Annotated in this window: 19 protein-coding genes and 1 rRNA gene; 5 read left to right on the top strand and 15 right to left on the bottom strand. The window is 48.0% G+C overall.

The genetic code is table 11. From position 1 onward, the window contains the following. Window positions 1-111 (bottom strand): 16S ribosomal RNA (locus tag ACAW75_RS25290); the annotation flags it as partial. A 193-nt stretch (window positions 112-304) separates the two neighbouring features. Then, entirely contained in the window at window positions 305-1,936 is a 1,632-nt protein-coding gene (gene pruA, locus ACAW75_RS25285; RefSeq protein ID WP_370731576.1) for an L-glutamate gamma-semialdehyde dehydrogenase, read from the bottom strand. Window positions 1,937-2,086: 150 nt separating this feature from the next. On the opposite strand from pruA, the gene thrC reads away from it, so the two are divergent. Continuing rightward, entirely contained in the window at window positions 2,087-3,391 is a 1,305-nt protein-coding gene (gene thrC / locus ACAW75_RS25280; RefSeq protein WP_370731575.1) for a threonine synthase, read from the top strand. Window positions 3,392-3,482: 91 nt separating this feature from the next. On the opposite strand, the gene ACAW75_RS25275 is transcribed toward thrC, so the two are convergent. The 6 genes from ACAW75_RS25275 to ACAW75_RS25250 all read right to left on the bottom strand — a co-directional run bounded on the left by ACAW75_RS25275 (window position 3,483) and on the right by ACAW75_RS25250 (window position 13,955). After that, the gene (locus ACAW75_RS25275) at window positions 3,483-5,309 is read right to left on the bottom strand and encodes a tetratricopeptide repeat protein (RefSeq protein WP_370731574.1); all 1,827 of its coding nucleotides are present in this window, start codon (window positions 5,307-5,309) and stop codon (window positions 3,483-3,485) included. A 438-nt stretch (window positions 5,310-5,747) separates the two neighbouring features. Then, window positions 5,748-7,373 (bottom strand): Ig-like domain-containing domain, encoded by a 1,626-nt coding sequence (locus ACAW75_RS25270; RefSeq protein ID WP_370731572.1) that lies wholly within the window; start codon window positions 7,371-7,373, stop codon window positions 5,748-5,750. 4 nt (window positions 7,374-7,377) lie between these two features. Beyond that, window positions 7,378-8,259 carry a class I SAM-dependent methyltransferase gene (locus tag ACAW75_RS25265; RefSeq protein ID WP_370731571.1) on the bottom strand — a complete coding sequence of 294 codons (882 nt, stop codon included), beginning with the start codon at window positions 8,257-8,259 and terminating at the stop codon, window positions 7,378-7,380. 2 nt (window positions 8,260-8,261) lie between these two features. Next, window positions 8,262-10,136: a tRNA uridine-5-carboxymethylaminomethyl(34) synthesis enzyme MnmG gene (mnmG, locus tag ACAW75_RS25260; RefSeq protein WP_370731569.1), complete on the bottom strand. Its 1,875-nt coding sequence runs from the start codon at window positions 10,134-10,136 to the stop codon at window positions 8,262-8,264. Between the two features lie 125 nt (window positions 10,137-10,261). Beyond that, window positions 10,262-13,591 carry a DUF4175 family protein gene (locus tag ACAW75_RS25255; RefSeq protein WP_370731568.1) on the bottom strand — a complete coding sequence of 1,110 codons (3,330 nt, stop codon included), beginning with the start codon at window positions 13,589-13,591 and terminating at the stop codon, window positions 10,262-10,264. A gap of 4 nt (window positions 13,592-13,595) precedes the next feature. Next, window positions 13,596-13,955: a hypothetical protein gene (locus ACAW75_RS25250; protein WP_370731567.1), complete on the bottom strand. Its 360-nt coding sequence runs from the start codon at window positions 13,953-13,955 to the stop codon at window positions 13,596-13,598. A gap of 251 nt (window positions 13,956-14,206) precedes the next feature. Between ACAW75_RS25250 and ACAW75_RS25245 the strand changes: the two genes are divergently transcribed. Continuing rightward, complete coding sequence (locus ACAW75_RS25245; protein ID WP_370731566.1) at window positions 14,207-14,788, top strand: ComF family protein; 582 nt, start codon at window positions 14,207-14,209, stop codon at window positions 14,786-14,788. Window positions 14,789-14,835: 47 nt separating this feature from the next. On the opposite strand, the gene ACAW75_RS25240 is transcribed toward ACAW75_RS25245, so the two are convergent. The 7 genes from ACAW75_RS25240 to ACAW75_RS25210 form a co-directional block, all read right to left on the bottom strand. Next, window positions 14,836-16,104, bottom strand: coding sequence for an SUMF1/EgtB/PvdO family nonheme iron enzyme (locus tag ACAW75_RS25240; RefSeq protein ID WP_370731565.1), 1,269 nt, complete (start codon window positions 16,102-16,104; stop codon window positions 14,836-14,838). 126 nt (window positions 16,105-16,230) lie between these two features. Then, window positions 16,231-19,647, bottom strand: coding sequence for a transcription-repair coupling factor (mfd, locus tag ACAW75_RS25235; protein ID WP_370731564.1), 3,417 nt, complete (start codon window positions 19,645-19,647; stop codon window positions 16,231-16,233). A gap of 132 nt (window positions 19,648-19,779) precedes the next feature. Further along, a complete protein-coding gene (locus tag ACAW75_RS25230) occupies window positions 19,780-20,223 on the bottom strand; it encodes a barstar family protein (RefSeq protein ID WP_370731563.1) in 444 nt (147 codons plus the stop codon). 24 nt (window positions 20,224-20,247) lie between these two features. After that, window positions 20,248-20,766 (bottom strand): guanyl-specific ribonuclease, encoded by a 519-nt coding sequence (locus tag ACAW75_RS25225; protein ID WP_370731562.1) that lies wholly within the window; start codon window positions 20,764-20,766, stop codon window positions 20,248-20,250. A 42-nt stretch (window positions 20,767-20,808) separates the two neighbouring features. Continuing rightward, window positions 20,809-21,102 carry a muconolactone Delta-isomerase family protein gene (locus ACAW75_RS25220; protein ID WP_370731561.1) on the bottom strand — a complete coding sequence of 98 codons (294 nt, stop codon included), beginning with the start codon at window positions 21,100-21,102 and terminating at the stop codon, window positions 20,809-20,811. Between the two features lie 30 nt (window positions 21,103-21,132). After that, window positions 21,133-21,762, bottom strand: coding sequence for an alpha/beta hydrolase (locus tag ACAW75_RS25215; protein WP_370731560.1), 630 nt, complete (start codon window positions 21,760-21,762; stop codon window positions 21,133-21,135). Between the two features lie 113 nt (window positions 21,763-21,875). Then, entirely contained in the window at window positions 21,876-22,808 is a 933-nt protein-coding gene (locus ACAW75_RS25210; RefSeq protein ID WP_370731559.1) for a ring-cleaving dioxygenase, read from the bottom strand. A gap of 174 nt (window positions 22,809-22,982) precedes the next feature. Between ACAW75_RS25210 and ACAW75_RS25205 the strand changes: the two genes are divergently transcribed. From ACAW75_RS25205 to ACAW75_RS25195, 3 genes are all read left to right on the top strand, one after another. Then, complete coding sequence (locus ACAW75_RS25205) at window positions 22,983-23,783, top strand: MlaE family ABC transporter permease (protein ID WP_370731558.1); 801 nt, start codon at window positions 22,983-22,985, stop codon at window positions 23,781-23,783. Between the two features lie 19 nt (window positions 23,784-23,802). Then, complete coding sequence (locus tag ACAW75_RS25200; protein ID WP_370731557.1) at window positions 23,803-24,552, top strand: ABC transporter ATP-binding protein; 750 nt, start codon at window positions 23,803-23,805, stop codon at window positions 24,550-24,552. Window positions 24,553-24,652: 100 nt separating this feature from the next. Next, complete coding sequence (locus ACAW75_RS25195) at window positions 24,653-25,672, top strand: MlaD family protein (protein WP_370731556.1); 1,020 nt, start codon at window positions 24,653-24,655, stop codon at window positions 25,670-25,672. The last annotated feature ends 20 nt before the right edge of the window (window positions 25,673-25,692 follow it).

Below are 25,692 nucleotides of genomic sequence, written 5' to 3'. Positions count from 1 at the left end.
ATTTACGCGTTACGCACCCGTTTGCCACTATCCCCGAAGGGACCGTTCGACTTGCATGTATTAGGCCTGCCGCTAGCGTTCATCCTGAGCCAGGATCAAACTCTCCATCGTAAATAATTGTGTAGCCACTCGAAAGCAGCTACTATGTTTTTAGCACGAACTGTGCCTTACTTTTCTGCCAATACGCCAAAGAACTGATCCCTTTTTGATAAACTCGCTCACCGTTGTGCGCTGTTTCTATCGATTTGGGACTGCAAAGGTAGGGCGACTTTTAGCTTTACGCAAGCCCTAGATCGAAAATAATTTAAAAATCTTTTTCCATGAATGGATAACTCACTGAACGTGGGGAAACTAACGTCTCTTTTATGGTTCGCATGGATACCCAGCGCATCAAATTAACCGCTGAACCAGCCTTGTCATTGGTACCAGAAGCTCTGGCACCACCAAAAGGTTGCTGCCCGACAACAGCTCCGGTAGGCTTATCGTTGATATAAAAATTCCCTGCCGTATTCACCAATTTACTGGTCAGTTCAGTTATTACGTGCCGGTCCTTGGCAAGGATGGCGCCAGTTAAGGCGTAAGGTGATGTTGTATCAATGAGCTCAATAACTTCATCCAGCTTATCGTCTTCGTATACGTATACAGACAGTACAGGACCAAAAAGCTCATCACACATTGTTTGATACGTCGGGTCGCTCACTTCAATGACGGTTGGCTCGATAAAGTACCCAATTTCGTCGCTATAGCCCCCACCTGCTACAATCGTTTCACCATCGGCTTTTGCTTTATCAATATAAGCTGTGATCTTCTTGAACGACTTTGCATCGATGACCGCGTTGAACAGGTTACTGAAATCTTCTACGCTTCCTATTGTCTGTTTGGCGAGTTCTTCCTGCAACTGTGTCTTGATAACTGGCCATAAGCTGGTAGGTACGTAGGCTCTTGAGGCTGCCGAACACTTCTGCCCCTGATATTCAAAGGCGCCCCGAATCATGGCGACAACCGACTCGGTGACATCGGCTGTGTTATGGATCAGTATGTAATCTTTACCTCCTGTTTCGCCCACCACACGAGGATACGTTTTGTACGTACCTATGTTTTTCCCGATCTCCTGCCAGATAGTCTGGAACACACCGGTACTCCCTGTGAAGTGAATGCCTGCAAAGTCTGGATGCTTAAAGATCACCTCACCAGCTTCCGGGCCATCCACATAGAGTAGGTTGATAACACCATCTGGCAGACCGCTTTTTTGCAGCACTTCCATAATCACCTGCGCCGAATACGCCTGCGTATAGGCCGGTTTCCAGACAACCACGTTTCCCATCAAAGCGGCTGATGTGGGCAAGTTGCCGGCAATTGCTGTGAAATTAAAGGGGGTTAAGGCAAAGACAAACCCCTCCAAAGCCCGGTATTCCAACCTATTCCATACACCAGGCGGTGAGTACGGTTGTTGCGAATAGATCTCGGTCATGTAATGGACGTTGAAGCGGAGGAAATCGATAAGCTCACAGGCTGAATCAATCTCGGCCTGATACGCATTCTTCGACTGGCCAAGCATGGTGGCAGCATTGATCTTCGCCCGGTAAGGCCCTGCAAGCAGATCGGCGGCTTTCAGAAATATGCTGGCGCGTTGCTCCCACGGCATAGACGACCAGTTTTCGCGGGCCTGTAAGGCGGCATCTATCGCCTGATGGACATGTGCCGCATCGCCTTCATATATATAGCCTAATGTGTGTGCGTGTTCGTGTGGAGGTGACACCCGAATTTTGTTGCCGCCGAACACCGCTTCTCCGTTAATGCACATCGGCAAATCCTGCTCTCCCGATTTAGCCGCGTTCAGGGCTTCCTGCAGGGCTTTACGCTCTGGTGAGCCAACCCGATATTCCTTTACCGGTTCGTTCAAGGGTTGGGGTACACCCGTAATTCCGTTTCTCATCGTTTCTAGTTTGTCTCCTACAAACTTAACAAATAGCTACCCTGTAAGCGTTCTTTTGCAACGTGCTATGATGACGTTACGCTGATTTTCGCTTTCTGTTTCAGGGGCTTTACGCCTAACTTGCAGCCACTTTTTTATTACCCGCTGATCATGACCTTCTACAGCACAAATAATTCGGCCAATGTTGTCTCTCTTCAGGAAGCTCTTTTTAATAGCCTTCCTCAGGACAAGGGCCTTTATATGCCAACATCAATCCCGCAGCTTCCTGCTGGGTTTATGACTGGTATTCAGAGTCAGTCACTCGCTGAAATTGCGTACAAGCTTACCAAGCTTTGGTTACACGGAGACCTTTCCAACGAGCAAATCGAGGAGCTGGTCACGCATGCCTTTCCTTTTGATACACCTCTGGTCGAATTAGAAGCTGGTCGGAAATACGTTTTGGAGCTTTTCCATGGCCCATCACTTGCCTTTAAAGACGTGGGTGCCCGGTTTATGGCGGGGTTGATGTCTATCTACTCGGCAACGCAGGCTCGCGAAGTTCATATCCTGGTTGCCACGTCTGGCGATACTGGCGGTGCAGTAGCCATGGGGTTTCATAACATACCCGGCGTGCGGGTGTCTATTCTCTACCCGAAAGGACGGGTGAGTCAGTTGCAGGAAAAACAATTGACAACGCTGGGCGGAAACATCCACGCTTTTGAAGTTGATGGTTCGTTCGATGATTGTCAGGCAATGGTTAAGGCTGCATTTTTGGACGATGATTTAAAGAAGGCCTTTTCCCTTTCTTCTGCTAACTCGATCAATATCTTCCGCCTCATCCCGCAAAGCTTTTATTATTTCCGTGCCTTGGCACAGCTTGAGCCAGATCATGCTCCGGCAGTGTTTTCCACACCTAGTGGAAATTTTGGCAATTTGAGCGCTGGTGTTCTGGCGTGGCGTATGGGATTACCTGGTAGGTCTTTTGTGGCAGCGACTAATTTGAATAAGGTCGTTCCCGATTACCTGGCAACTGGACATTACTCGCCAATGGCTTCACTCGCTACTCTCTCCAATGCGATGGATGTTGGCAACCCAAGCAATTTTGTTCGTTTACAGCGCCTTCTGGGAGACAATTTTGAGCAACTCAGTGAATTGATCTCTGGCTATTATTTTACTGATGCTCAGACAGTTGACGAAATGGTTAAGCTTCGTGATGTGTATAAGTATATCGCCTGTCCGCATACTGCCATTGGGCTTTTAGGCCTTGAAAGTTATCAACAATCCCATGTGGATAACTGTGGTATAGCGTTGGCAACTGCCCACCCTGCTAAATTCAGTCCAGCAGTCGATACAATTCTTGGTCAGGCTATCGACGTACCTGAACGCCTGTCCGTTCTATCGCAACGTGAGAAACATGCGATCGCTATTCCGTCGACATTCGCTGCGTTTAAAGAATCATTGCTTGAACTCGTTTAGGTTGTAGCCGCTTCTTATTACCAACAAACCCCGGTTTTCAACTAAGCGAACCGGGGTTTGTTGGTAATAAGAAGCGGATGTGGATAACCTTTCAGTTAATTGTATCACCTCGCAACTGACGCAGGCGTTTTCGAGCATCGGCGGCGAAAAGACTTCCTGGGTACGTTGTCAGAAACTGCTGATATAGCTTCAGGGCTTCCGCTGTATTCTTCTTCCGCTCGTCGGTAAGCTTCGCCATTTCATAGAGCGCGTCATCCCCTAAGATATCCAGTGGGTACTTATCAACGATCGTCTTTAGGTTGGCAAGAGCGTCATCGATTTTTCCTTCTTTCACATAAATTTTCGACTGCAGCCAGATCAGTTCATCGGCCAGCGTATGTTTCTCATACTTTTTCAACATTACGTTAATCTGGCTCGTTGCTTCGTCTAGCTTATTCTGAAATAGCAACAGGTCGATGGCCGAATATTCTTTCATCGCTGCCTCAGTACTATCCAGTCCAGTGTTATCTAGAATTAGCATACTCAACTGTTCAGCGTCGTTAGCGATCTCACGCGTAGTTGCCATTTTCAATACATCAAGAACCCCCTTGGCCAGGGTGAAATCGCCCCTGTAGTAATGCAGCTTGGCATTCTTCAGTTTAGCTTCATAGCCAAGCAGATCGTCCTTTTGTGATTTTTCGACCTGCGCATAGAGTAATGTGGATTCCCAAGGCTCATTCTTCAGGAGATATACATCACCTTTATCCAGTTTACACTTATCCACAAATAAAGGATCACTTTTCCCCATTGCGATCGCTTTGTCCAACATCACCAGGGCAGAATCTTTCTCATCCAGGTAGTTAGCGTAGAGATTTGCCGAATTACGGAGCGCATCTAATGTTTTGGGGGTAATGCCAACATCGCTCAGTACGCGCTGGTAATCGTAGATGAGTTTCCTTATCTCAGCCTTTTCAATCGGATACACATTCTTCACCTGCTCCTCCCGGGCATTGATAATCATCCGACGAGCATAGGGGTAAAACGTTCCCTGTGGATAAGTCTGGATTATGTATTCGTAGGAGTCGATAGCGGTCTTGTATTCCCGGTTTGTCATTGCCAACTGTGCTAGCTCAAACACTTTGGCTCCCGATAACTTTAACCGCTTGTCCATCGCTTTCTCCTGGAGCAAGGCCCGGCTAAATTTCTGTTTCTGGAGATAATACCAGGTTAGCATATCGTTGGTAGCTATCGACTCAGGTTCTTTCTGCACACGGTCGTATAAAACCTGCTCCAGTACAGGTTCTTCCTTCGTGTTGATAAGTGTCTGATACGATCCCTGCACACGCTCTCGCTGATCTGGTTTTTGTGCCAGTGGCAACAAGGTCTCGATCCACCGTTTTGTATCGCCTTTCGAGCGATATAACGTGGCTAAATCCTCTGCATGAAAGGTTGGATCCTCTGTGAGCTGCTGGCCTCTCTGATAAGCCTGTATGGCCCAATCAGCAGCACTTACCTCTTCAAACAGCTCCCCTACCCTTGCAATCTTCATCGGGTCGCCTTTCGCCAGGTCAAAAACCTGACTGAATTGCTTTTTTGCGTTCAGTGTGTCACCCGCTTCTTGAGCAGTAGTACCAATCAACAACAAGGCATATGTTTTCAGGTTACCCTCTGCCTTGGCCCATTTCTTCAATTGACGGTCGGCTTCGTCGGCCTTTTTGGACTTTTTCAGACTGACAACGTACCTGTACGCTGTCTGCCAGGCCAGCCCCCCGTTTTCCTCATTTTTTCGGACTTGCTTACCATATTCGGCTGCTGCCTTTTCGAATTCTCCATTTTTGAAATATTCGTCAGCCAGGTCCTGCTCGGTTTGACCCCACGACAGCTGGCTGACCAAAAGCAGGAACCCCAGCAAAATCTTTCCACAAGCCCTATTTTTCATTTTATAGTTTTGGTTTCTAAACCTTTTCAATGTCTCTATTATACCTGTGCATAAGTGAACAACATGGTTGTCCACTAAAATCCGTGCCAAGTGTGTATAAGCTTTGGAGGTTATCCACGGGGTTATCCAGGCTATTTCGGCTTATTTGACCCATCCCTGAAGCTTTTTACAAGTTATCAACATATTCCACAAATAGCTAGCGTGCATTTGTGGATTAGCGCTGTCCACAATTCTACGGGCTTATAACTTGTTTGGGAGCCGTTCATAACCGGTCTGTTCTGCACACTATCTCCTGTGGATAACAACGAATTGTGAAGAACGCTTCTTTCATCCACATTACGGTTTATCACAATAGGTCGTTATCCACAGTTTAGGATATGTTTTCCACTACATTCTCCACAGAAAACTGGCGAAAAATATAGTTTTCATTGACCTTTTCTAATACGACAAATTGATGTCCTCTGACTCGAAGTTCTGCTTTATTAAAATCACGCCCGGATAATATATAATGGGCTCGGCCGCTAGGCGTTGTTCGTAACGGCCTGTATTCCAAATGCCGTTGTTATTGGTGTCGATAATCAATCTAAGTCTGTACCTGCCTGGTTTAATGTTCTTTAATTCGTAGACGGGTACGTTCCTCAGGCGCTGTAGCACGGCCTTTCGGTCATCGACCAATTCCAGTATGTAGTTAGGCTCCTTCGTAGTGATCCGGCCGCGCAACACACCGAAATTTTCCGGGTCAAGGATCGGGTATGTAATGGTTGCGGCCGTGATCGTATCGCCCAATACGCTCTCGACCGCATCTTTATTCAGCTTGATCCTGACGAACTTTCGGGCTTTCGTTGCTATTCTGGTTGATACTTCTGTTTGCTGCTTACCGATCGTGGATGTAAATGAACTTAGATCCGTTGCAGAGAGGCTGTCAATCGAAAATTGAACGCGCTTCTCATTGACCTTTCTGACCGGCTTGTTGAACAGTAACTTCCATGTAAAGGTTGATTCTACAGCATCGTTTGGTGCTGGCTCAGGTCTGAACGTGAACTCTTCCGGTTTCTCCCGCTTGCTCTTCTGGCGGAAGTTGATCGTATGCCTGAGTGTGTTCGATAGGCCCAACGAGTCAACAGCCGTTAGTAGGATCGACAGCGTATCCGTCGTCTCTTTTGTTCGAAAGAATTTTATCTGATTGGTTGCTGGTTGAGTGGATGGTAAGCTATCCTTGACATCCCGAAACTTGACCGAATAAGCTTCTATTCCTTTGTTCAGATTCAATGTATAACTATCCGATCTTGAGTCAGTCCGTTGTAGGCGTATGGGGGTTGTATTCTGGCTGAAGAGCTCAATAGCTAATCCACTGACTGATTTATCGAGCTTCAACCGTTGTTTTAAAAAGCCGATATCCTCGCCATTTGGGTTGAACAGGAAGTTATTGTTCTTATCTGTAAACGACAGAACATCGTACTCTCCGGCTTTAATATTCTCGATGATAAAACGCCCGGATGTGTCGGTCTTCGTGTAATAAACGGGTTTATTCCGTTGTGCATCAAGCGTATCGCGGGGTGCATATAAACCTACCAGCGCCCCTTCAACGGTGGTGCCTGTCGTGACATTCGACACCGTTCCGCTCATGCTTAGTGAGTCTAGTTGGTTTCCCGTACTGAACACCAGCTTTAGATTGGTAGCTACATTTCGTTCGCTGGCATCTTTTACGCCGTCTGTAAAACTGATCGTATAGGTCGTACTGTCTTTTAGCGGTTCGTTGAAGATCAGCACCACACTAGTTGGCTTCGCCCGATAGTCGAACGTCATGCCGCTTCCGGGCGTGATAATTGTTTTCTGCGGGAGGTTTTCGACATTGATGTATTCATCGAAGAAGAGTTCAACCTGTTTTGGCTTCACATTTTTAGCCCGCATTTTCGGATTACTATCAATCAGCTTTGGGGCGAGTGTATCTTTCTTACCACCTGGCGGTTGGGCTATCTGTGCGCAGTTACTGGCAACTATCACGACGCATAGCAATAAGAAAACGCCCCACAAGGAGGGCGTTCGGTAAGCGGTTGATTTCATTTTTTTAGCGTTTCCTGAACACATAGGTTAGGCTTGAGTAATTGCCCGTTTTACGGGCGGTTTCGTTTGACCGCATACCGTTCATCAGGCTTTCCACGTAGTTTATTTTTCCATCCCGCTGCTTGGTACTGAGCATAGCGATGTAGTAGGCATCGAATCGCATGGGTAACTTCTTTTGGAGTTTTAGACCGTACGTTTCAATTAAAGCTGTTAAAACAGTTGGCGTGAAGTGATATAAATGTCTGGGTACGTCATAAGCGGCCCAATTTGATCCATACAGCGCTGCATCTTTCGAGGCAGGGTTAGGTACAGCTATAACCAGATGACCACCTGGTTTGAGCTTATCGATCAGCATATCCAGCGTTTCTGTCAAGTCAGACACGTGTTCCAATACGTGCCATAATGTAATAACGTCAGGTTTTTCTGTACGCTCTAGTTCGGCACTGTCTTTTAAGATTTTTTGGTTTACCCGCTCACTTGCCAGTTGCCGAGCATCAGGGTCCGGTTCAAAGCCAATAACATGCCAGCCTTTTTCCTGACACTCTTTGATGAAGGCTCCCGTTCCGCAACCATAGTCGAGCAGCGCCCCTACCCCGCCGTTCATCGACCTGATCCAGCTTTCTTTCTGGCTTAAAGCGTAGGAACGAACAGTTCGATAGATGGTGTCGATAATTCCCTTTTTTGTGTCATCGTGGGAGATATAGGTATCTGACTTGTAATAGGAACCAATCGTTTCGGCAGTTGGGCGGGGATTGGTAAAGAGCAATTGGCACTGATTACATTGCTGAATGGCAAACTGCTTTTGACTGACTAACTGATCCTGACATGTCAGATACGGTGTAAACAACGTACCTGTACAGGCCGGACATTCCTGTAATTCTTCCACGATTAGCGACCCATGTAAACTAACAAAATAGAAATATCGGATGGGCTCACGCCACTTATCCGTGTAGCCTGACCAATTGTTTGAGGCCGAAGTTTCTTAAGCTTTTCACGTCCTTCGAACGATAGCGCTTTCACCTTATCGAAGTCGAACATGGGTGTTATTTCTAAAGCTTCCCACTTGGTCAACTTCTCAGCGTTCTGCCGTTCACGGCTCAGATAGTCGTCGTACTTGATCTCGATCACCGCTTGCTCCAGGGTTTCATTGCTGAACGAGGCCGGGACAAATTCGCCCGACGTGCCGACTAACTCAAGCAATTGCCGAGCATCGATGGTGTCAATTTCTGGTCGTTTAATCAAATTCAGCACAGCTGATTTTTCACGCAGCGGCGCTGAATTTCGTGAGAGCAACCAGTTGTTTACTTCTTCTGGTCGAAGCTTCGCTTGCTGAAAAATTGTTGTCAGCTGTTCTACGCCTGCTTTTTTCAAGCGCATCCGCTGTAGCCTGTCTTCGTTAGCTAAACCAATTTCGTACCCTTTTTCCGTCAGCCGCAAATCCGCATTATCCTGCCGGAGTAGGGTTCTGAACTCAGCTCGCGAAGTGAACATACGATACGGTTCTTCGGTCCCTTTTGTTATCAAATCATCTATCAACACACCTATATACCCCTCCGACCGGCTGATCGTAAATGGAGTTAATTCATGCGCATTACGGTGCGCGTTAATGCCGGCCATCAATCCCTGACAAGCCGCTTCTTCATATCCAGTTGTTCCGTTTATCTGTCCTGCGAAGAAAAGATTCGCAACTAATTGCGTCTCTAGTGTCTGTTTTAGTTGGGTTGGTGGAAAGAAGTCATATTCCACCGCGTAACCCGGGCGGAACATTTTCGCTTTTTCAAAGCCAGCAATTTTAGTCAACGCCCGGTATTGGACGTCTTCCGGTAAGGATGTCGAGAAGCCGTTTACATACACCTCGACTGTATTCCAACCCTCAGGCTCAACGAATATCTGGTGCCTGTCTTTATCCGCAAACCGATTGATTTTATCTTCAATCGACGGACAATAGCGCGGTCCTAATCCTTTGATCCGGCCGGTAAACATTGGAGACCGCTCAAATCCCTCTTTCAACACATCGTGTACCGCACTGTCTGTATAGGTGATCCAACACGAGCGTTGCTTTGTCAGCGCTGGTGTGTCCATGTAGGAAAACTTACCTGGATTTTCATCGCCCAGCTGCTCTTCCATCCGGGAATAATCAAGGCTACGACCGTCTACACGTGGAGGCGTACCTGTTTTCATTCGACCAGATTCAAACCCCAAGCTTTTCAATTGCTCCGTTAACCCCGTGGCTGATCGTTCACCGGTGCGTCCTCCGCCAAATGTTTTTTCGCCGATGAAAAGGCGTCCGTTCAGGAAAGTGCCGTTTGTCAGTACTACAGATTTTGCACGTATTTCAACGCCCATCGCTGTTTTCACGCCGACTACCCGACTTTCTTCCACCAATACTGCTTCGACAGTGTCTTGCCAAAAGTCAACATTCGGATTTCTTTCCAGCGTATCCCGCCATTCCTGAGCAAACATCTGGCGGTCACTCTGACAACGTGGACTCCACATGGCTGGCCCCTTTGACCGGTTCAGCATTCGGAATTGAATCATTGTTTTATCACTAATGATTCCTGACTGGCCGCCCAATGCATCAATTTCCCGAACGATCTGCCCCTTAGCTACGCCACCCATGGCTGGGTTACATGACATCTGGGCAATTGTTTGCATGTTCATCGTAATCAGTAGCACACTAGAACCCATGGTTCCGGCGGCATGTGCAGCTTCGCAGCCAGCATGTCCTGCTCCTACTACGATGACATCATATTCATTAAACATTTGTGAAAATTTAAAAATGTTCCACGTGGAAACTTTTGTGAATCAGTTCAGCGTACCCAAAATCAAGCATGAGATTGATATGAAAAACGACTGAAAGTGAATGATCAACCGTGAAACAGAGAAGATCACTTCGTAAGTTTCTGAAGATACCGGTTCGATTCGCGCTTATAGAATAAGTTGTAAGAAGGCGAAACAGTTCGTAATGCTTCAACTTGCCGCGAACGACTCTGCGAGTCCGGCACAATGAAGGTTGGCTGACTAACGGAATGCTGCTTGGCGGCCTCTCCTTGACGCTTAGGATCTTCTTCCTGCTGACGAAGGGCTTTTTCAGATTCTAACAGACGCGTAAGTATATCCTTCTGACGATTATTGACAGCGGGATTCAGTCGCTTGTTGACTAAATCAGTTTCTGTTTCGTCCATTTTCTTCATCAAGTCCTGAACTTGTTCAGCTTGTTGCTTACCCGCCTCAGTCCCTTTTGCTTTATCCTGAAGCTCTTTAAGCATGTCGCGCAAAACACCCTGCTCAGCTGCTAAACGTGATAACTCTTCCGATAAAGCGCGGCCCTGTTTACCCCCCTGCGACAATTGCTGGATACGTTCATTAAGCTGTTGTTGCTTTTCACCAATACCCGGAGATGGCTGATCCCCTTTGCTCTTGCCTTTACTTTTCCCAGAGCCAGGCATTGCCATCGCATTCATTTGCGCCTGCATCTGCTTGAAGGCGTCATTCAGCATGAGCGACAGATTATTGATCGATGTCATCGACGATTGCTGACGGGCAGAAGCCATACTTAATCTACGTTCTCGCAAAAAGCGCGAACTCTCATCCATATAGTAGCGCATATTAGTGAGCTCGCGGGTTACAAAAGGCTGAATTTGTGGTTCACGAGATGCGAGTGAATTCAAGCTATCTTCCAATACCTTGGCGTTGTCCTGGAGGCGAATTTGCTCTTGAGATAATTTAAGAACACGTGGATCCTGAAGACTCATGCTTCTGAAGTCGCGCATAAGCCGTTCTTGCGTAAATGACAAGGTGATGAGGTTGTCAAGCAGGTTTCTGAGGTCATCGAGATTTTCACTCATGCTCTTCATATCCATTCCTTCCATCGACTCTTCCATCGACTTGGCCATATTACGCATCGATTTAGCCGTTTTCTTCTGCGATTGAGCTGCGTTCTTCTGCTCCTTCTTGTCCAGTTCTTTCTTCGACTGATCCAGCTGCTTTTCAATCTCCTGTTGCTCATCCTTTTGCGGGTCAGGCGATGAAAGCTTCTCTTTCTCGGCTTCCTGCTTCAGCTTATCGAGTTGATCCTGCAGCTTCTTGAAATCCTCTTCAGCCTTTTTCTGCTCTTCTTTTTGTTTTTCCAGCGCGGCAGGGTCTTTCTTGGCGTCCTCTTTTTCGTTCTTTTCCGCGAGCTTATCCTGTTTCTCAGCTTGCTTTTCCAATTCCTTGATAGCGTTCTCGACCTTCTGATCCTGTTGCATCTGCTTGAACATCTTCAGGGCACGATCAAGCTCTTTCTCAAGATTACGCTCTTTGCGGTTCAGCTTATTCATTAATTCAGACGCACGTTCGTCCTGCTTCTTTTCCATCATCTGCTTTAGCTCTTCATAGAGCTTTTTCGACTCAGGATCCTGCATTTGATCAAATAGCTTTTGGAGTTGTTCCAATTTCTGCTTCATCGCTTCCTGCTGCTGTGGATTCATCCGCTGCTGGGTGTCATTCGTTTTCTTGAACTGTTCCTGTAGTTTCTCGATCTCATTCATCAGCTCATCCCGCTTCTGTAGGATATCCTGTAGCTGCTTCTTGTCCTGGAAATCCGACGATTTTTTGGTACGCATACGCTCCTCCAGTTGTGTCAGCTCCTTCTTGATGGCCTGCGCTGTCTTCATCGCTTCATCCATCTGCTGTTCCGTTTTTTCGGCAGACTCTTCTACCTGCTGTTGAAGTTGTTCAACGGAAGGGACAGCAAACGTCATAACGGCTGATCGGGTCGTTTTAGGACCATGAACCCCATCGTTATCGGCTACCTGAACATAGTAATCGAGCTTGTCATTTGGCTGGAGTTTCAAGCTGTCGAGGCTCCAGTTATAAACATAATTTTGAGAAGTAGTCGAGGCCGCTATGGGAATTGGACGCGTGAACGCCTGCTTGGTCGTACCATCGGCCCGGGTAACTGTAGCCATCAGTTTTAAATTGGAAAAGCCGTAGTCGTCAGAAATGAGACCGTATAAACCGATGAAATTGTAGGTCACGGAGTCCTGTGTTTTCTGAAGATTAATCTGGGGAAAACGATCAGGAATGACCTGAATAGAATACGTGAGGTCTCCCCCATTCTTAGCATGACGATTCATGAGGTTGAGCGAATACGTACCTGACTGGCTAGCCCGATGCGTAAGACCAAAAGCATTGTCTTCAACCAGAGAAGCCCGCACAGTACCACCCGGCGCAAACTGAACAGCTAGTGAGTCGGCGTGGTCAGCCAGAAATTTCCAGTGGATAGACGTGCCTTCGGGAACAAGTAAATTGCCAACGTTTGCTAATTGTTCGGCAGGTTTACCAAGGTAGGCCGGGTACGTTAACGACACATCAAAGGAGAGAACAGAAGGTCTGTCGAGCAATTCGAGTTGATAAACAGGCGAGTTGAAACCAGCAGCAGAAACTTGAAAATCGAGATCACGCTGAACATGATCAAACGTATAGGAATAAGCGTTCTTACCAACATTTTCGAGCTTAAAGCGCGTATCGTTTAAAACGAGGTAAACAGCGTCGGGCACTGCATCTCCCTCCAGGTGGAGCTTCAACGTGAAGTCTTCGTTACGAAACGCTTCGAGCCGTTTGGAATCTAAGATGAAGCGGAAAGGAGCTTCTTCGACGAATTCTTTATCAAACTGGACAATGCGCGAAGAACTCTTGGTGAAGAAAGCCGGATACAACAACAGAATACCGCCAATTACCGACGCCGGCACTAAGGCGTATTTAATAAAGCGCCGGTTCTTGTTTAATTGAATAGCCGACGAAAAACGGGTAATCAATAATTGACTGGACCGCTGTTCGATGCTGGCTTTCAACAGATCACTTTGCGCATTGGTGAGACTACGAAGTTGAAGCGTGTTCAGAAGCTTATCGCCAATCTCAGGAAAGAACTGCCCAATCTGCTGGGCTGCCAGTTCGTCGGAGATCGGTTTACGAAGTCCGTACAAGCCCATCAATGGCTTCAGAACGTACCCATACATACCAGCCAGGAAGAGGCCGATGTAGCTAAAGAGCATGACGGCGCGAATAGGCGTACTAAAACGCCCATAGTATTCGACTGTATTCAGCAATAGGTACGTTGCCAGGAGAATGCCCAGAAAGAGCAACGACCCTTTGATAAGCTGATTCTGGAAGTACCGGCGTTTATACTCGTCGATCTGTTGCGTAAGAGCGGTGAAAGAAGATTGGGTAACCATGAGTTTAGCTGTTGAGCGCCGAATTAAAATAGTGCAACACGTGTGATTTCAATAAGTCTTCCTGAGCAAGAATGTCGCCAGAAGGCAACGGTTTTAGCAAGTCGAATTGGGGCCAATTGTCTTTATCGGGGCCAATGGAAACATAATAGCCTGACTGGCTCAGAACGGTGCAGACCGCTACATGCAGCAGGTCTTGCTTTTGCTCTTTCGAGAATCGTTTAGGGCCACGACCCAGTTCTTGCATACCGATTAAGAAAAGCACACCATTCAAATCAGCAGGTCGTTTGCCAACGAGCTGCTCGAGTGTATCCAGTAAGTTATTCCATTCGGCGTCAGGAACTGACGAAGCGGTACTAAAATGCATAACAAGTTGATAATGATGATTAAAATTACGCGATTTCTGGTAAAACGAAGTACGCGCAAAGACCACTAAAACAGATTAGCAGCTAGAAAGGGGACAATAAGTAGCCAATACATCTAAAACGCAGAACAAGGATGATCCAGTTTATACGGTCTGCTTTCGAGAACCTGATTTATCTATTCTATCCTTCTCTATGCTCGGGATGCCAGGCAATGTTGTACGGAGAAGAAAAAGGGTTATGCGCTACCTGTCGAATGAAACTTCCCTACATGAACACGGGTGAAGGACAGGCCGTGCTACTGAACAAATTTGGTGGTCGCGTAAAAGTTGATTACGTGTATGCCTATGCTTATTTCACCAAGAAAAGCATGGTTCAGAAGCTGATTCACCAGCTGAAGTACCGGGGTAAACGTGACTTGGGTTTACAGCTAGGTCGATGGTGCGGCCAGGAGCTCTCTGAGCTAAAAGGAGTGGCTATGCGGGCCGATCTGCTGGTGCCGGTACCCATCCATCCGCTACGCAGACGACAACGGGGCTACAACCAGAGCGAATGGATAGCGGAGGGCTTATCGCAGAGTATGGGCATCCTAACCCGGTCAGACGTGATGGAACGTACCCACTTTGTCTCCTCACAAACTCGCAAAAACCGAATAGAACGGTGGGATAATGTAGCGAACGTATTTAAAGTCGCCAGACCGGAAGCCGTGCGTGATCAACATATAATTATAGTCGATGATGTACTGACCACCGGCGCCACACTGGAAGCCTGTATAGTGCAGTTGCGTGAAGCAGGGGCGGCCACCGTAGGGGTTATAACACTAGCGGCCACCCGATAACGAGTGGCCGCTGTACAAATCGATAAGGAACGTACCTGAGCTAGCGCTTATTTGTTAAGTCCTACTCCGGTCATGGCACAACGGAAACCGATAGTAGCCGTGGCTGAATCCTGATCCATGAACCGACGGGTACCTGGTGCCAGCCAGTAAGCAACATCGCTCCAGGAGCCGCCTTTGTAAACACGAAGTTTGTCGTTGATCAAGGAGTTGTTGCCCTTGTTGTCATAGTTTTTGGCTTCGTCAAGATAGCCGTTACGACGTATCGGGTTCAAGTCATTTTCAACCTGGAAAGTGAGCGGACGATACACGTCATATACCCATTCGTTAACGTTTCCAGCCATATTATACAGGCCGAAATCGTTAGCGGGGTATGCATAAATCTGTTGTGTGATGATTGCTCCGTCATTTGAACGACCAGCAATACCAGCATAATCACCACGACCGCGTTTGAAGTTGGCCAGCATTTGACCTTGTTTACGGCCTTTCTTGGGGTTACGGACAGACGAACCATCCCAGGGGTAAATCCGCTGATTGGATTGGTTTTCATCGACGTACTGTGTACCGATGAGCGCTTTGGCGGCGTATTCCCACTCAGCCTCTGTCGGGATGCGATAGTCGGGCAAAATCAGGCCGCTTTCGAGGCTGGGTTTAGTAGAGGCTGTTGCTGTTTCAGCACCCTGAACCGTTTCAGCAGCAGGGTCCTGCTTCGACTTACGCTTCAACGATAGACCTTTACCGCTCTTCTTGCTACTGTTTCCCTGCTTGTATAGTTCGGCATTGACCGCGCCGGTACGCCACACAGCATAATCGTTGGCCTGCACCCACGAAACACCAACTACCGGATAATAGCGGTAGCCTGGGAAACGAAGGTATTGCGTCACATAAGCATCATTGAATGAAAGTGGGTTAGCCCAGACGGTAGTGTCGGGCAACGCACGCGTATAGACTTCCTCTGACGAATCCCGACGGATGGCGTCCAGGTATTCGAGGTAGTGAATATTGGCAATCTCCGTTTCATCCATATAGAAAGACTGGATCGAAACGGTACGTTCACGGTTGTCACGTGTGTTGACAACATCTTCTTCCAGGGCACCCAGCGTGAAGCGACCGCCTTCAATGAAAACCAGGTTTGGACCGGCTTTAGGACCAGCAAACTTCTTCACCTGAAATCCTTCTTTCTGGTTATAGGCAATGCCCGTAGCAGTACTCGTCTTACCCGGCTTTACGCTTGTCGGGTGTTTGGTCTTACAGGCCGCTAATGCTACCGTAGCGAGAAGCACGTAAGCCGCGCGTTGCAGGTGATACTTCTGAATCATTGTTGTGTATTGTGTGCAGGCTAAATTAGAGAAGCAGAAAGACTTGACGCTAAAACAAGTTATCACATCTACACTTGATGAGGTTGCACTTCTTTTACGGGGTCTTCCATCTAAAAATCTTGTTTCTTACTTGGTCAGTTTTTCAAGAATTCCGTCCATTTGATCAATGTTGGACACACTCTGATGGGTGAAAATCAGTCGGCCTTTAACGTCCTTAAGTGAACACTCTTTCGGGTGCGCCTTGATGTAGTCAATTACCTTGCCAAAGCGATCAGAAGAGAAAAAGCTATCCGCCTGACTGTCTTTCTCGGAAGAAACGAAGGTACCCTTCAAAATCGTATTCTTCAGGGTCAGTTTTTCAAGGTGTAGTTCCTCTGCTTTCCAACGGACAGCTACCATTTTAAACAGATTCTCCACGCCTTTGGGCGCTGGCCCAAACCGGTCAGAGACCTCTTTCTTAAACGCTTGAAGTTCAGCTTTATTCTGAATGTTATCCAGACGGGTGTACAAAGATAAACGCTCAGAGATGTTCGACACATATGTCTCAGGAATCAGCACCTCTAAATCAGTTTCAATGACGGTATCAGGTAACAGCGGCTTGAATACTTCAGGCGTATCCATAAATAAATCCTTGAACTCTGTTTCACGAAGCTCCTGAACCGATTCATCCAGAATTTGATGATACATCTCATAGCCCAGGTCATTGACGAAACCACTTTGTTCGGCACCCAGCAAGTTACCCGCCCCCCGAATGTCCAGATCACGCATCGCGATCTTGAAGCCTTCACCCAGGTCAGAAAAATCTTCAAGGGTTTGCAGGCGTTTCCGGGCGTCGGACGATAGAACCGCTGCTGGCGGGGTAAGCAGGTAACAGAATGCTTTCTTGTTAGATCGCCCTACCCTGCCACGCATCTGATGCACGTCTGACAAACCAAAGTTCTGCGCCTGGTTGATTAATATGGTGTTAGCGTTAGAAATGTCAAGGCCCGATTCAATGATATTAGTTGAAACAAGTACGTCGGTTTCGCCTTCAATAAACCGCGTCATTACTTTCTCGAGTCGGTCACCTTCCATTTGTCCGTGCGCTACACCGATGCGTGCGTCGGGAACCAGCCGTTTAATCATGTTGCCAATCGACTCAATATCACTGACTCGGTTGTGTACAAAGAAAACCTGTCCACCCCGCCGCAATTCGAAGCTAATGGCATCGCGTATGAGTGTGTCACTAAATGCGTGCGTTTCGGTCGTGACAGGCTGGCGGTTGGGCGGAGGGGTGGCAATAACGGATAAGTCACGGGCACCCATCAACGAGAAGTGGAGAGTACGAGGAATGGGGGTAGCAGTGAGTGTAAGCACGTCAACTTCCACACGCATTTCCTTCAACCGGTCTTTTGTCTTTACGCCAAACTTTTGCTCTTCATCAATGACCAGCAGCCCCAGGTCTTTAAACTTGACATCTTTGTTGACAATCCGATGGGTACCGATCAGAATGCCTAACTCGCCGGAGGCAGCCTGTCGAAGTGTCTCCTTAATTTGTGCGGCTGTCTTGAACCGGTTTATATACCCAACCTTTACCGGGAAGTTGGCCAGCCGATCTTTGAAGGTGTGGTAGTGCTGCATCGCCAGAATGGTAGTAGGTACCAGAACGGCGACTTGCTTATTGTCGGTTACTGCCTTGAACGCAGCCCGAATAGCGACTTCCGTTTTTCCGAAGCCGACGTCGCCACAGACAAGCCGATCCATCGGGTGCGGCTTTTCCATGTCATTCTTAACATCAGCCGTTGCTTTGGCCTGATCGGGCGTGTCTTCATAAATAAACGATGATTCCAATTCAGCTTGTAAAAAAGAATCATTCGAGAACCGATAGCCAGGTGCGTTTCGCCTTTTTGCGTATAAAGCGATCAATTCGCGGGCAATGTCTTTGACCTGCTTGCGAACTTTCGATTTTTTTAAATCCCACTCCTGTGACCCGAGTTTACTCATCGTGGGCGGTCCACCCTCTTTCCCACTATACTTAGAGATTTTGTGGAGTGAATGGATGCTCACCAACAGAATATCATTGTCGCGGTAAATGAGCCGGATAGCTTCCTGTTCATTACCCCCCACATCGACACGTTCCATACCCGCGAACCGACCTATGCCGTGATCGACATGGGTAACGTAATCCCCAGGCTGTAGGGTCTTTAGTTCACGGAGGGTAAGCGCCTTCGACTTACTAAACTTATCACGTACCCGGTATTTGAAGTAACGGTCGAAAATCTGGTGGTCAGTGAAGCAGGCAACTTTCAGCGTTTCATCGATGAAGCCTTCTTTGATACCAACCTGAAGGGTCTGGAATTTAAGGAAAGGGTCAATCTCGTCGAAGATCGTTTTCAGTCGTTCCAATTGCTTGAAAGACTCGGCAACCAGGATGTTCGTGTAACCTTTGCTTTGCTGATCGGTAAGCGTCTCAGCTACGCGTTTGAAATCTTTGTTGAACGAGGGCTGAGGCTTTGATGGATAAGCCAGTTTATTCTCTGATTTGAAATAGAACTTCCGGCCAAACTCAACGGTAGTAAAAGCCTTTACCTGATTCAAAAATGCCCGCCGGGTCTCAAACAGCGTTTCAGGATCATCGACCACCTGGATATTACCACCTACACCAACTACCTGCGCCAGGCTTTGCTCGGCTCGGTCAAAACACTGCTCAATAACTTCCAAGGCAAACTCAATATCTTTAAACCAAAGGCAAGTTTCCTTCGGTAAAAAGTCTAAAAAAGACTCACGCGTTTCCTGTGTGAGGCGCGTTTGCACATTCGGAATAATGCTGATGAGATCAAGACGATCGGTGGAGAGCTGCGTTTCTGGATTGAAATGTCGTAGGCTTTCTACTTCGTCTCCAAACAGTTCGATGCGATAGGGAAATTCGGAGGCAAACGAAAAGACATCGATAATACCACCGCGAACAGAGAACTGGCCAGCCTCATACACAAAGTCCGTTTTCTCGAACTCATAGGTCTGAAGCATTTCGGAAATGAAGTTCGTATCGAGCTGATCGCCAACGCGCACCGCCAATGTGTTAGCTTTCAGCGATTTCCTGTTAATTACTTTCTCAAATAGCGCTTCCGGGTACGTTACAATCAGGCTACCCTGCTTATTACTAAGATTAATTTGGTTGAGCACTTCGGCCCGCATCAACACATTGGCATTCTCCACTTCTTCGTACTGGTAAGGCTTCTTGTACGACATAGGGAACATCAACACACTGCCTGACGTATCGACAGCCGTGTCTGGGCGAACGTGATCGGGCGTTTCGCTACGGCCAAGCAGGTTTTGCAGGTCGTTGAAAAAGTAAGATGCCTCTTCTTTGTCGGTCAGCACGAAAAGGTGATTGCCGCTTACCCGCTTCGTTAATGTAGCAGCTAATACGGCATCCAGACTACCCGTAATGCCTTTGACCTGAATACGGGTTGGATCAGTTTTGCTACGTTGTAGCAGCGGTTGCGCCAGGATATTGATGAACGGATCGTCGGCGTAAAGCGATAAAAGAGCAGTCGTTGTCAAAGCGTAAAATCTGGTCTGCGAGAACACGAAAAGCCGCCGGGCGACTAAACCCGGCGGCAAAAAAAGAACAGGAAATTAGGGCAATTTGTTGCAGAATGCGACTTTTCAGATGGGTTAAAAAGCGTAGCTAAGTCAACCTACCGGTTCAAACTCAATACCTTCCTGCTCCATCAGTGACTGGATGCGTGGGCTGGTCTCAAAAACAACAGATAACTCTTTTTTGTCGGCTAAATCAGTTTCATCATCGGCCATCCACTTCCAGTCTTCAACGGTTGCTTCCAGAATGGCCAGAACAGCCGCCAGCTTTTTCGGGTCGCGCTCCTGGCTGATCAGTTGATCGGTATTCGTGAAATAGAGAACGATTTTCTCGTCTTCAAGCCATTGCAGATCATTCAACGCATCATTGAGCGCATCGAGATTATTGCCAAAAGCAGGAAACTCCAGCACGTCGGCGATCTGGTCGTAGAACTGCCGCAATGTACGGGCTTTACCACCATCGATATGCGCGATGAAATGATCTGGAAAGCGCTCAGCCAGAGCTGGTTCAGAGGAAGATAGAATGAAATTAGCTGCCATAGGAAAGGCAAAAGTGAACGCTGCTCAGTTCACTTCTTTGAATGAGTTATAATGATCATTTGTGTACCAGGCCCGGCCATCTGAGCCTGTTATGAGCCGTTCGGTACCTCGGTTCTTGCCCTGAATTTTTGGGTTGACGTCCCATTCCTGATACTGAATAGGTTTGCCGTCGGTGTCAGACCGGGGCAAGTGATTTTCGTAGTTCCCGAACCGACGACCACCAACGTACCCGTCCATCGCGCGTTTATTGGCCCGGACATAGGTCAATACATCATATACCTTTTGCGGGATCGGTCCTGTCTGGGTACGTGTGCCAGCATTTTGCCGTGACGACTTATCGGATTGATAGTGCTGGGTACGTTGCTGCTGATCATCGCGTTGTTGATCGGCGCGATCGCGGTGGCGATGCCGATGCTTTTTCTTTTGGGTCTGCTGCTGCTCAATTTCCTGATTATCCTGCGCTTTTGGCTGACAGTCAAATAACAGGGACGTACCCAGAAAAAGATAAACAAACAGAAAATAGCGATGCAGAAAGTGAGGCATTGATTGTGTAGCATCGAAGCTCCAGCTTCGGTAGTCAGTAGTCTAGTTCAACGAGAACATCGGTACGCGCAACGACACAACGTTGTTAAACATCAGCTCCGATATATCGGGCTTCATGTAGTCGATCAATGGAAATTGGGCAATGGTTTCCAAAACGCTCAGTTCCGAGTCAGCGTTGACAATACACCAGAGTTTCGACCGGTCGGCAGCTAATGAGTAAGAAAGGATATGCCCCTGTTCCATTAGCTCATTGATTTTAGCCCGTTGCTCAGGAATTTTAGCCATAAAAGCCTCATCCATACGGGCCAGCGAAAACTCGACCATAAATTGACTCATAACAACGATAGGTTAAGTGCCCAGCCAGAATTACCTGGCTGCTAATACGGTATTAACCAAAGATAGCTCATCTTCGTTAATTGTGTGCCCCCCATTTGGGTAGATTCTCGTTTGCACCGCAGCACCCATCCGCGTGAAAATAGCATCGGTTTCCAGTACACGCGCTTTCGGAATGTGCGGATCTGGCTCGCTACACCCCAACACGACCGGCGTTCCGGCAAACGTACCGGCATAATCGCGGGGGGTGTCGTCGGGACCAATTACACCGCCACTGAGGCCAAAAATACCGCCGTAAACTGCCGGATGGCGAGCCAGAAACTCGAGCGTTAAACAAGCCCCCTGCGAGAAACCAAGCCAGTACATCTGCGTGGTTTTTACGTTAAAGTCAGCCTGCAAACGCGCTCTGACCATTTCCAGCGTGGTAAGGGCCGATGACAGATACGGATCATTCCGCTCTGTGGGCTGCAAAAACGAGTACGGGTACCACGTGTTGTCGGTCGCTTGTGGCGCAATGAAAGCCATATCATCGGCATCCAGGTACGTTGCCAGCGAGAGGATATCACGTGCAGACCCGCCCCGGCCATGCACCATTATCATCACGCGTTTCGCTTCTTCGAGCGGTACGCCTGCCGTGAGAATATTGTTCGGGTTGTGAATCATGGGGAAAGGAGTTTACCGTTTGCTGTTTGCCGTTTTCTGTTGTGCTGCTCTAACTCAGTGCCTGCTGATGCACAGCGCAACAGAAAACGGCAAACAGCAAACGGTAAACTCTTTTAGTTTATTTCCGGCAACACTGTCTCTAATTGTGCCCGGCGTGCTTCGTACTGTGGAGGCAGCATCAGAGACGTGCCCAATTTGTCGGGCGCTTCGTCTATAGCAAATCCAGGGGGATTGGTGGCTACTTCAAACAACACGCCTCCTGGTTCACGGAAGTAAATGCTGTGGAAATAGTTGCGATCCTGCACCGGCGTTACCTGATAACCGGCATCGGCCAGTTGTTCCTGAATGAGTAACTGCGTTTCGTCGGTATCGGTAGAAAAAGCAACGTGGTGAACAGACCCTGCCCCCTGCAACGCACGAACCGGATTAGGTGAAACGTGAATATCAACGTACCTGCCAGAGCCGCCCAGCCCGGCTTCGAAACGGAGCAGTTCACCCTCTTCGGCCACAAGACGATGTTGCATAACGCCAGTTAACAACTCAACAGTACGCTCGGGCTTTAGCTCTTCCAGCGTAACGGTATGGAAGCCACGAATTGCGTTTTCGAGCGTAATCTGACCATGGCTATACCCTGGGCGGGTGTCGGTATCCGTGAAGACCAGTTCGATACCCATGCCGTCATAATCCTCAAAGCGGACATACGTTTCCTCGAAACGCTTGTTTGGTCCGGCGTAGGCAATCTGGAACTGATGCAACCGATCGAGCCAAAAACCCATCCCAGCTACAGGCACCGAGAAGGCGGTGTACGTCAACTGCCCCACGCCTTTCCGGCCCCGTGGAATATTGCCATAAGGAAACGAGGTGTAGATGCTACCGGGTGACCCTGTTTCGTCGCCGTAATACAAATGGTACACATCTGGCGCATCGAAATTGACTGTTTTTTTCAGCAACCGGAGTCCCAGCACATTTCTGTAAAAATCTACATTGCGATGGGTGTCACCGGCAAGGGCTGTCACGTGGTGAAGGCCGTTTATGAGCGTTTGCATGGTTCAGTTGTTTATTTGCAATTGTATTTAATGTTGATACATATAAAAAATGGAATTGGTTCAGGCAGTTCTAAAAATCGGAATTAGGGGCCGGTTTGTAGCCTATTTAAACCACACGTCAACTGAAACGTTTACTGATTCATACACTACACCAATAGCCATCACACATTCGGAATGAATCCCCCAACTGAACACACGGAACGTCCGGTAATAAGCAAGCGCCTCGATGGTATACTACTCAGTCTGTACGATGTAGTTACGTTCATTGGCCGCTTCTTCCGTGAAGTAGCTTTGCCTCCTTACGAAGGCCGAGAAATTATCCGGCAATGCTATGAGGTAGGGGTACGTTCACTACCACTCATTTCCCTGACAGGGTTTATCACGGGTATTGTCTTCACCAATCAGTCGCGCCCTTCGCTATCACAATTTGGCGCCACGTCCTGGTTGCCCTCACTGGTATCTATTGCATTGGTACGGGCAATTGGTCCGCTGGTAACCTCATTGATTGCCGCTGGTCGGGTGGGGTCAAATATCGGAGCAGAACTGAGTTCGATGCGGGTAACGGAACAGATCGATGCCATGGAAGTATCGGCCACCAACCCATTCAAATTTTTGGTTGTCAGCCGTGTCCTGGCCACTACACTGATGATTCCAACGCTCACAATGTATGCCATCGGCGTAGGGTTGCTGGGTGCTTTTTTAAACGTAAACGCCAGTGAAGCAACCAGTTACCAATCGTTTATCTCGGAGGTATTCAATACAATTACTTTTCTCGACATCTTCTCGTCGCTGGTTAAGTCAATTGTGTTTGGCTTTACCATTGGCATAGTAGGGTGTTATCAGGGGTATAATTCGTCGAAAGGTACCGAGGGGGTTGGTAAAGCTGCTAACGCGTCGGTGGTGACCTCTATGTTCCTGGTGTTTATTGAAGAATTACTCGCCTTACAGATTGTCGGCGCTATCCGGGAGTTTTAATTAAACGCGTTAGCCAGCCATGCCAGAATCAGTAATACAGATAAAAGACTTACATGTTGCCTTTGGCGATAATTACGTCCTGCGCGGGGTCGACCTGGACTTATATAAGGGCGAAAACCTGGTAGTGCTCGGGCGTTCAGGAACGGGTAAATCGGTGCTTATCAAGGTACTGGTAGGCCTCCTGAAACCCGACTCGGGAAGCGTGACTGTGTTGGGCCAGGATGTAACGGCGCTCGATTCGATAGACCTGGATAAACTCCGGTTGAAAGTAGGCTTCTCGTTTCAGAATAGTGCCCTCTACGATAGCATGACGGTGCGGGAAAACCTGGAGTTCCCGCTGGTACGGAACGTTCGGAACCTGAGCCGGGCCGAGATAAACAAGCAGGTCGAAGAAGCCCTTGACGATGTGGGGCTGAAGCAGGCCATCAATCAGGTGCCGTCCGAACTGTCGGGTGGGCAGCGCAAACGAATCGGTATTGCCCGTACGCTCATGTTGAAACCAGATATCATGCTATACGATGAGCCCACTGCTGGATTAGACCCGATCACGTGTACCGAAATCAATCACCTGATCAACGAAGTACAGGAACGCCACGGCGCATCGTCGATAGTCATCACCCATGACCTGACCTGCGCCAAAACCGTTGGCGATCGGGTGGCTATGCTTTTTGATGGTCAGTTTCAACGTGTAGGTACGTTCGAAGAGGTATTTGCCACTGACGACGAACGCGTTCAACAGTTTTATCACTACAATTTCACTGAACAATAATGGGAATGCAGATACCGCAGATTGGGCTGATAGATACTGCTTATTGGTCAACCCAATTCGTCGGACGTATAAACCAACGTTCCATTTACTACACAACCTTATGAAATCAAATAGACGTGCTGTTATTGTTGGCCTGTTCGTGCTTATTGGCCTGACCATTTTGATCGCCGGTATCCTGTTCCTGGGCGGTCAGCAGAAACGGTTTGTATCAACGTTACTGATCAAAGCCGTTTTTAATGATGTGGGCGGCCTTAAAACTGGAAACAACGTGTGGTTCTCTGGCGTCAAAATTGGTACCATCAAGCGTATCAGTTTTGTGGGCTCCTCAAAAGTTGAGGTCGATATGAACATCGAAGAAAAGTCGGCGCAGTATATTCGGAAAGATGCACAGGCAACCCTTGGTTCTGATGGACTAATCGGGAATAAGCTCATCGTGATTGTGGGGGGTACGCCCAACTCACCATCTGTAGAAGATGGCGATCAACTTCGGGTAAGGGAATCGCTCAGCATGGAGTCGATCATTGATACGTTGCAGATTACGAACCGTAACCTGCTGAAAATCACTACCGATATTGGTTCTATTGTCAATAAGGTTAAAAATGGCCGGGGGTTGGCTGGGTTACTGCTCAACGACACCACCATTGTACGAAATTTCCGGGGTACCATGACGGGCCTGCAAAAAGCATCAAACAACGCTGCCAAAATGACCAATTCACTAACGGCCTATACGGCAAAGTTGAATCGCCCAGGTACGTTAGCGAGTGACCTCGTTTCAGACACGACCATTATGCGCAGTGTTCGGGCATCAACGTCGAATCTGCAACGAGCCTCTGTGTCGGCCAACGACGTGGTAGCTGATGTGAAACAGGCGACCGAAAAACTGAAAAATGGCAATAGCGCACTTGGGGTACTAACCAGCGATCTGTCTGTCGGAAACGACATTCGGAGCACCGTTCGCAACCTGAACAGCAGTACGCAGAAACTCGATCAGAACCTGGAGGCCCTGAAGAGCAACTTCCTGTTCCGGGGTTATTTCCGCAAGCAGGAAAAGGCGAAAGAAAAAGCCGCCAAAGAAGCCGCAAAAAACGGAACCCCGATGCCAGCTGATACAACAAAATAGTGTTTACCGTTTACTGTCTT

The organism is Fibrella arboris (assembly GCF_041321095.1).
Taxonomy (GTDB): Bacteria; Bacteroidota; Bacteroidia; order Cytophagales; family Spirosomataceae; genus Fibrella; species Fibrella arboris.
Note: the sequence above shows the minus strand (reverse complement) of the source record. Positions and strands in the feature narration are given on the sequence as shown.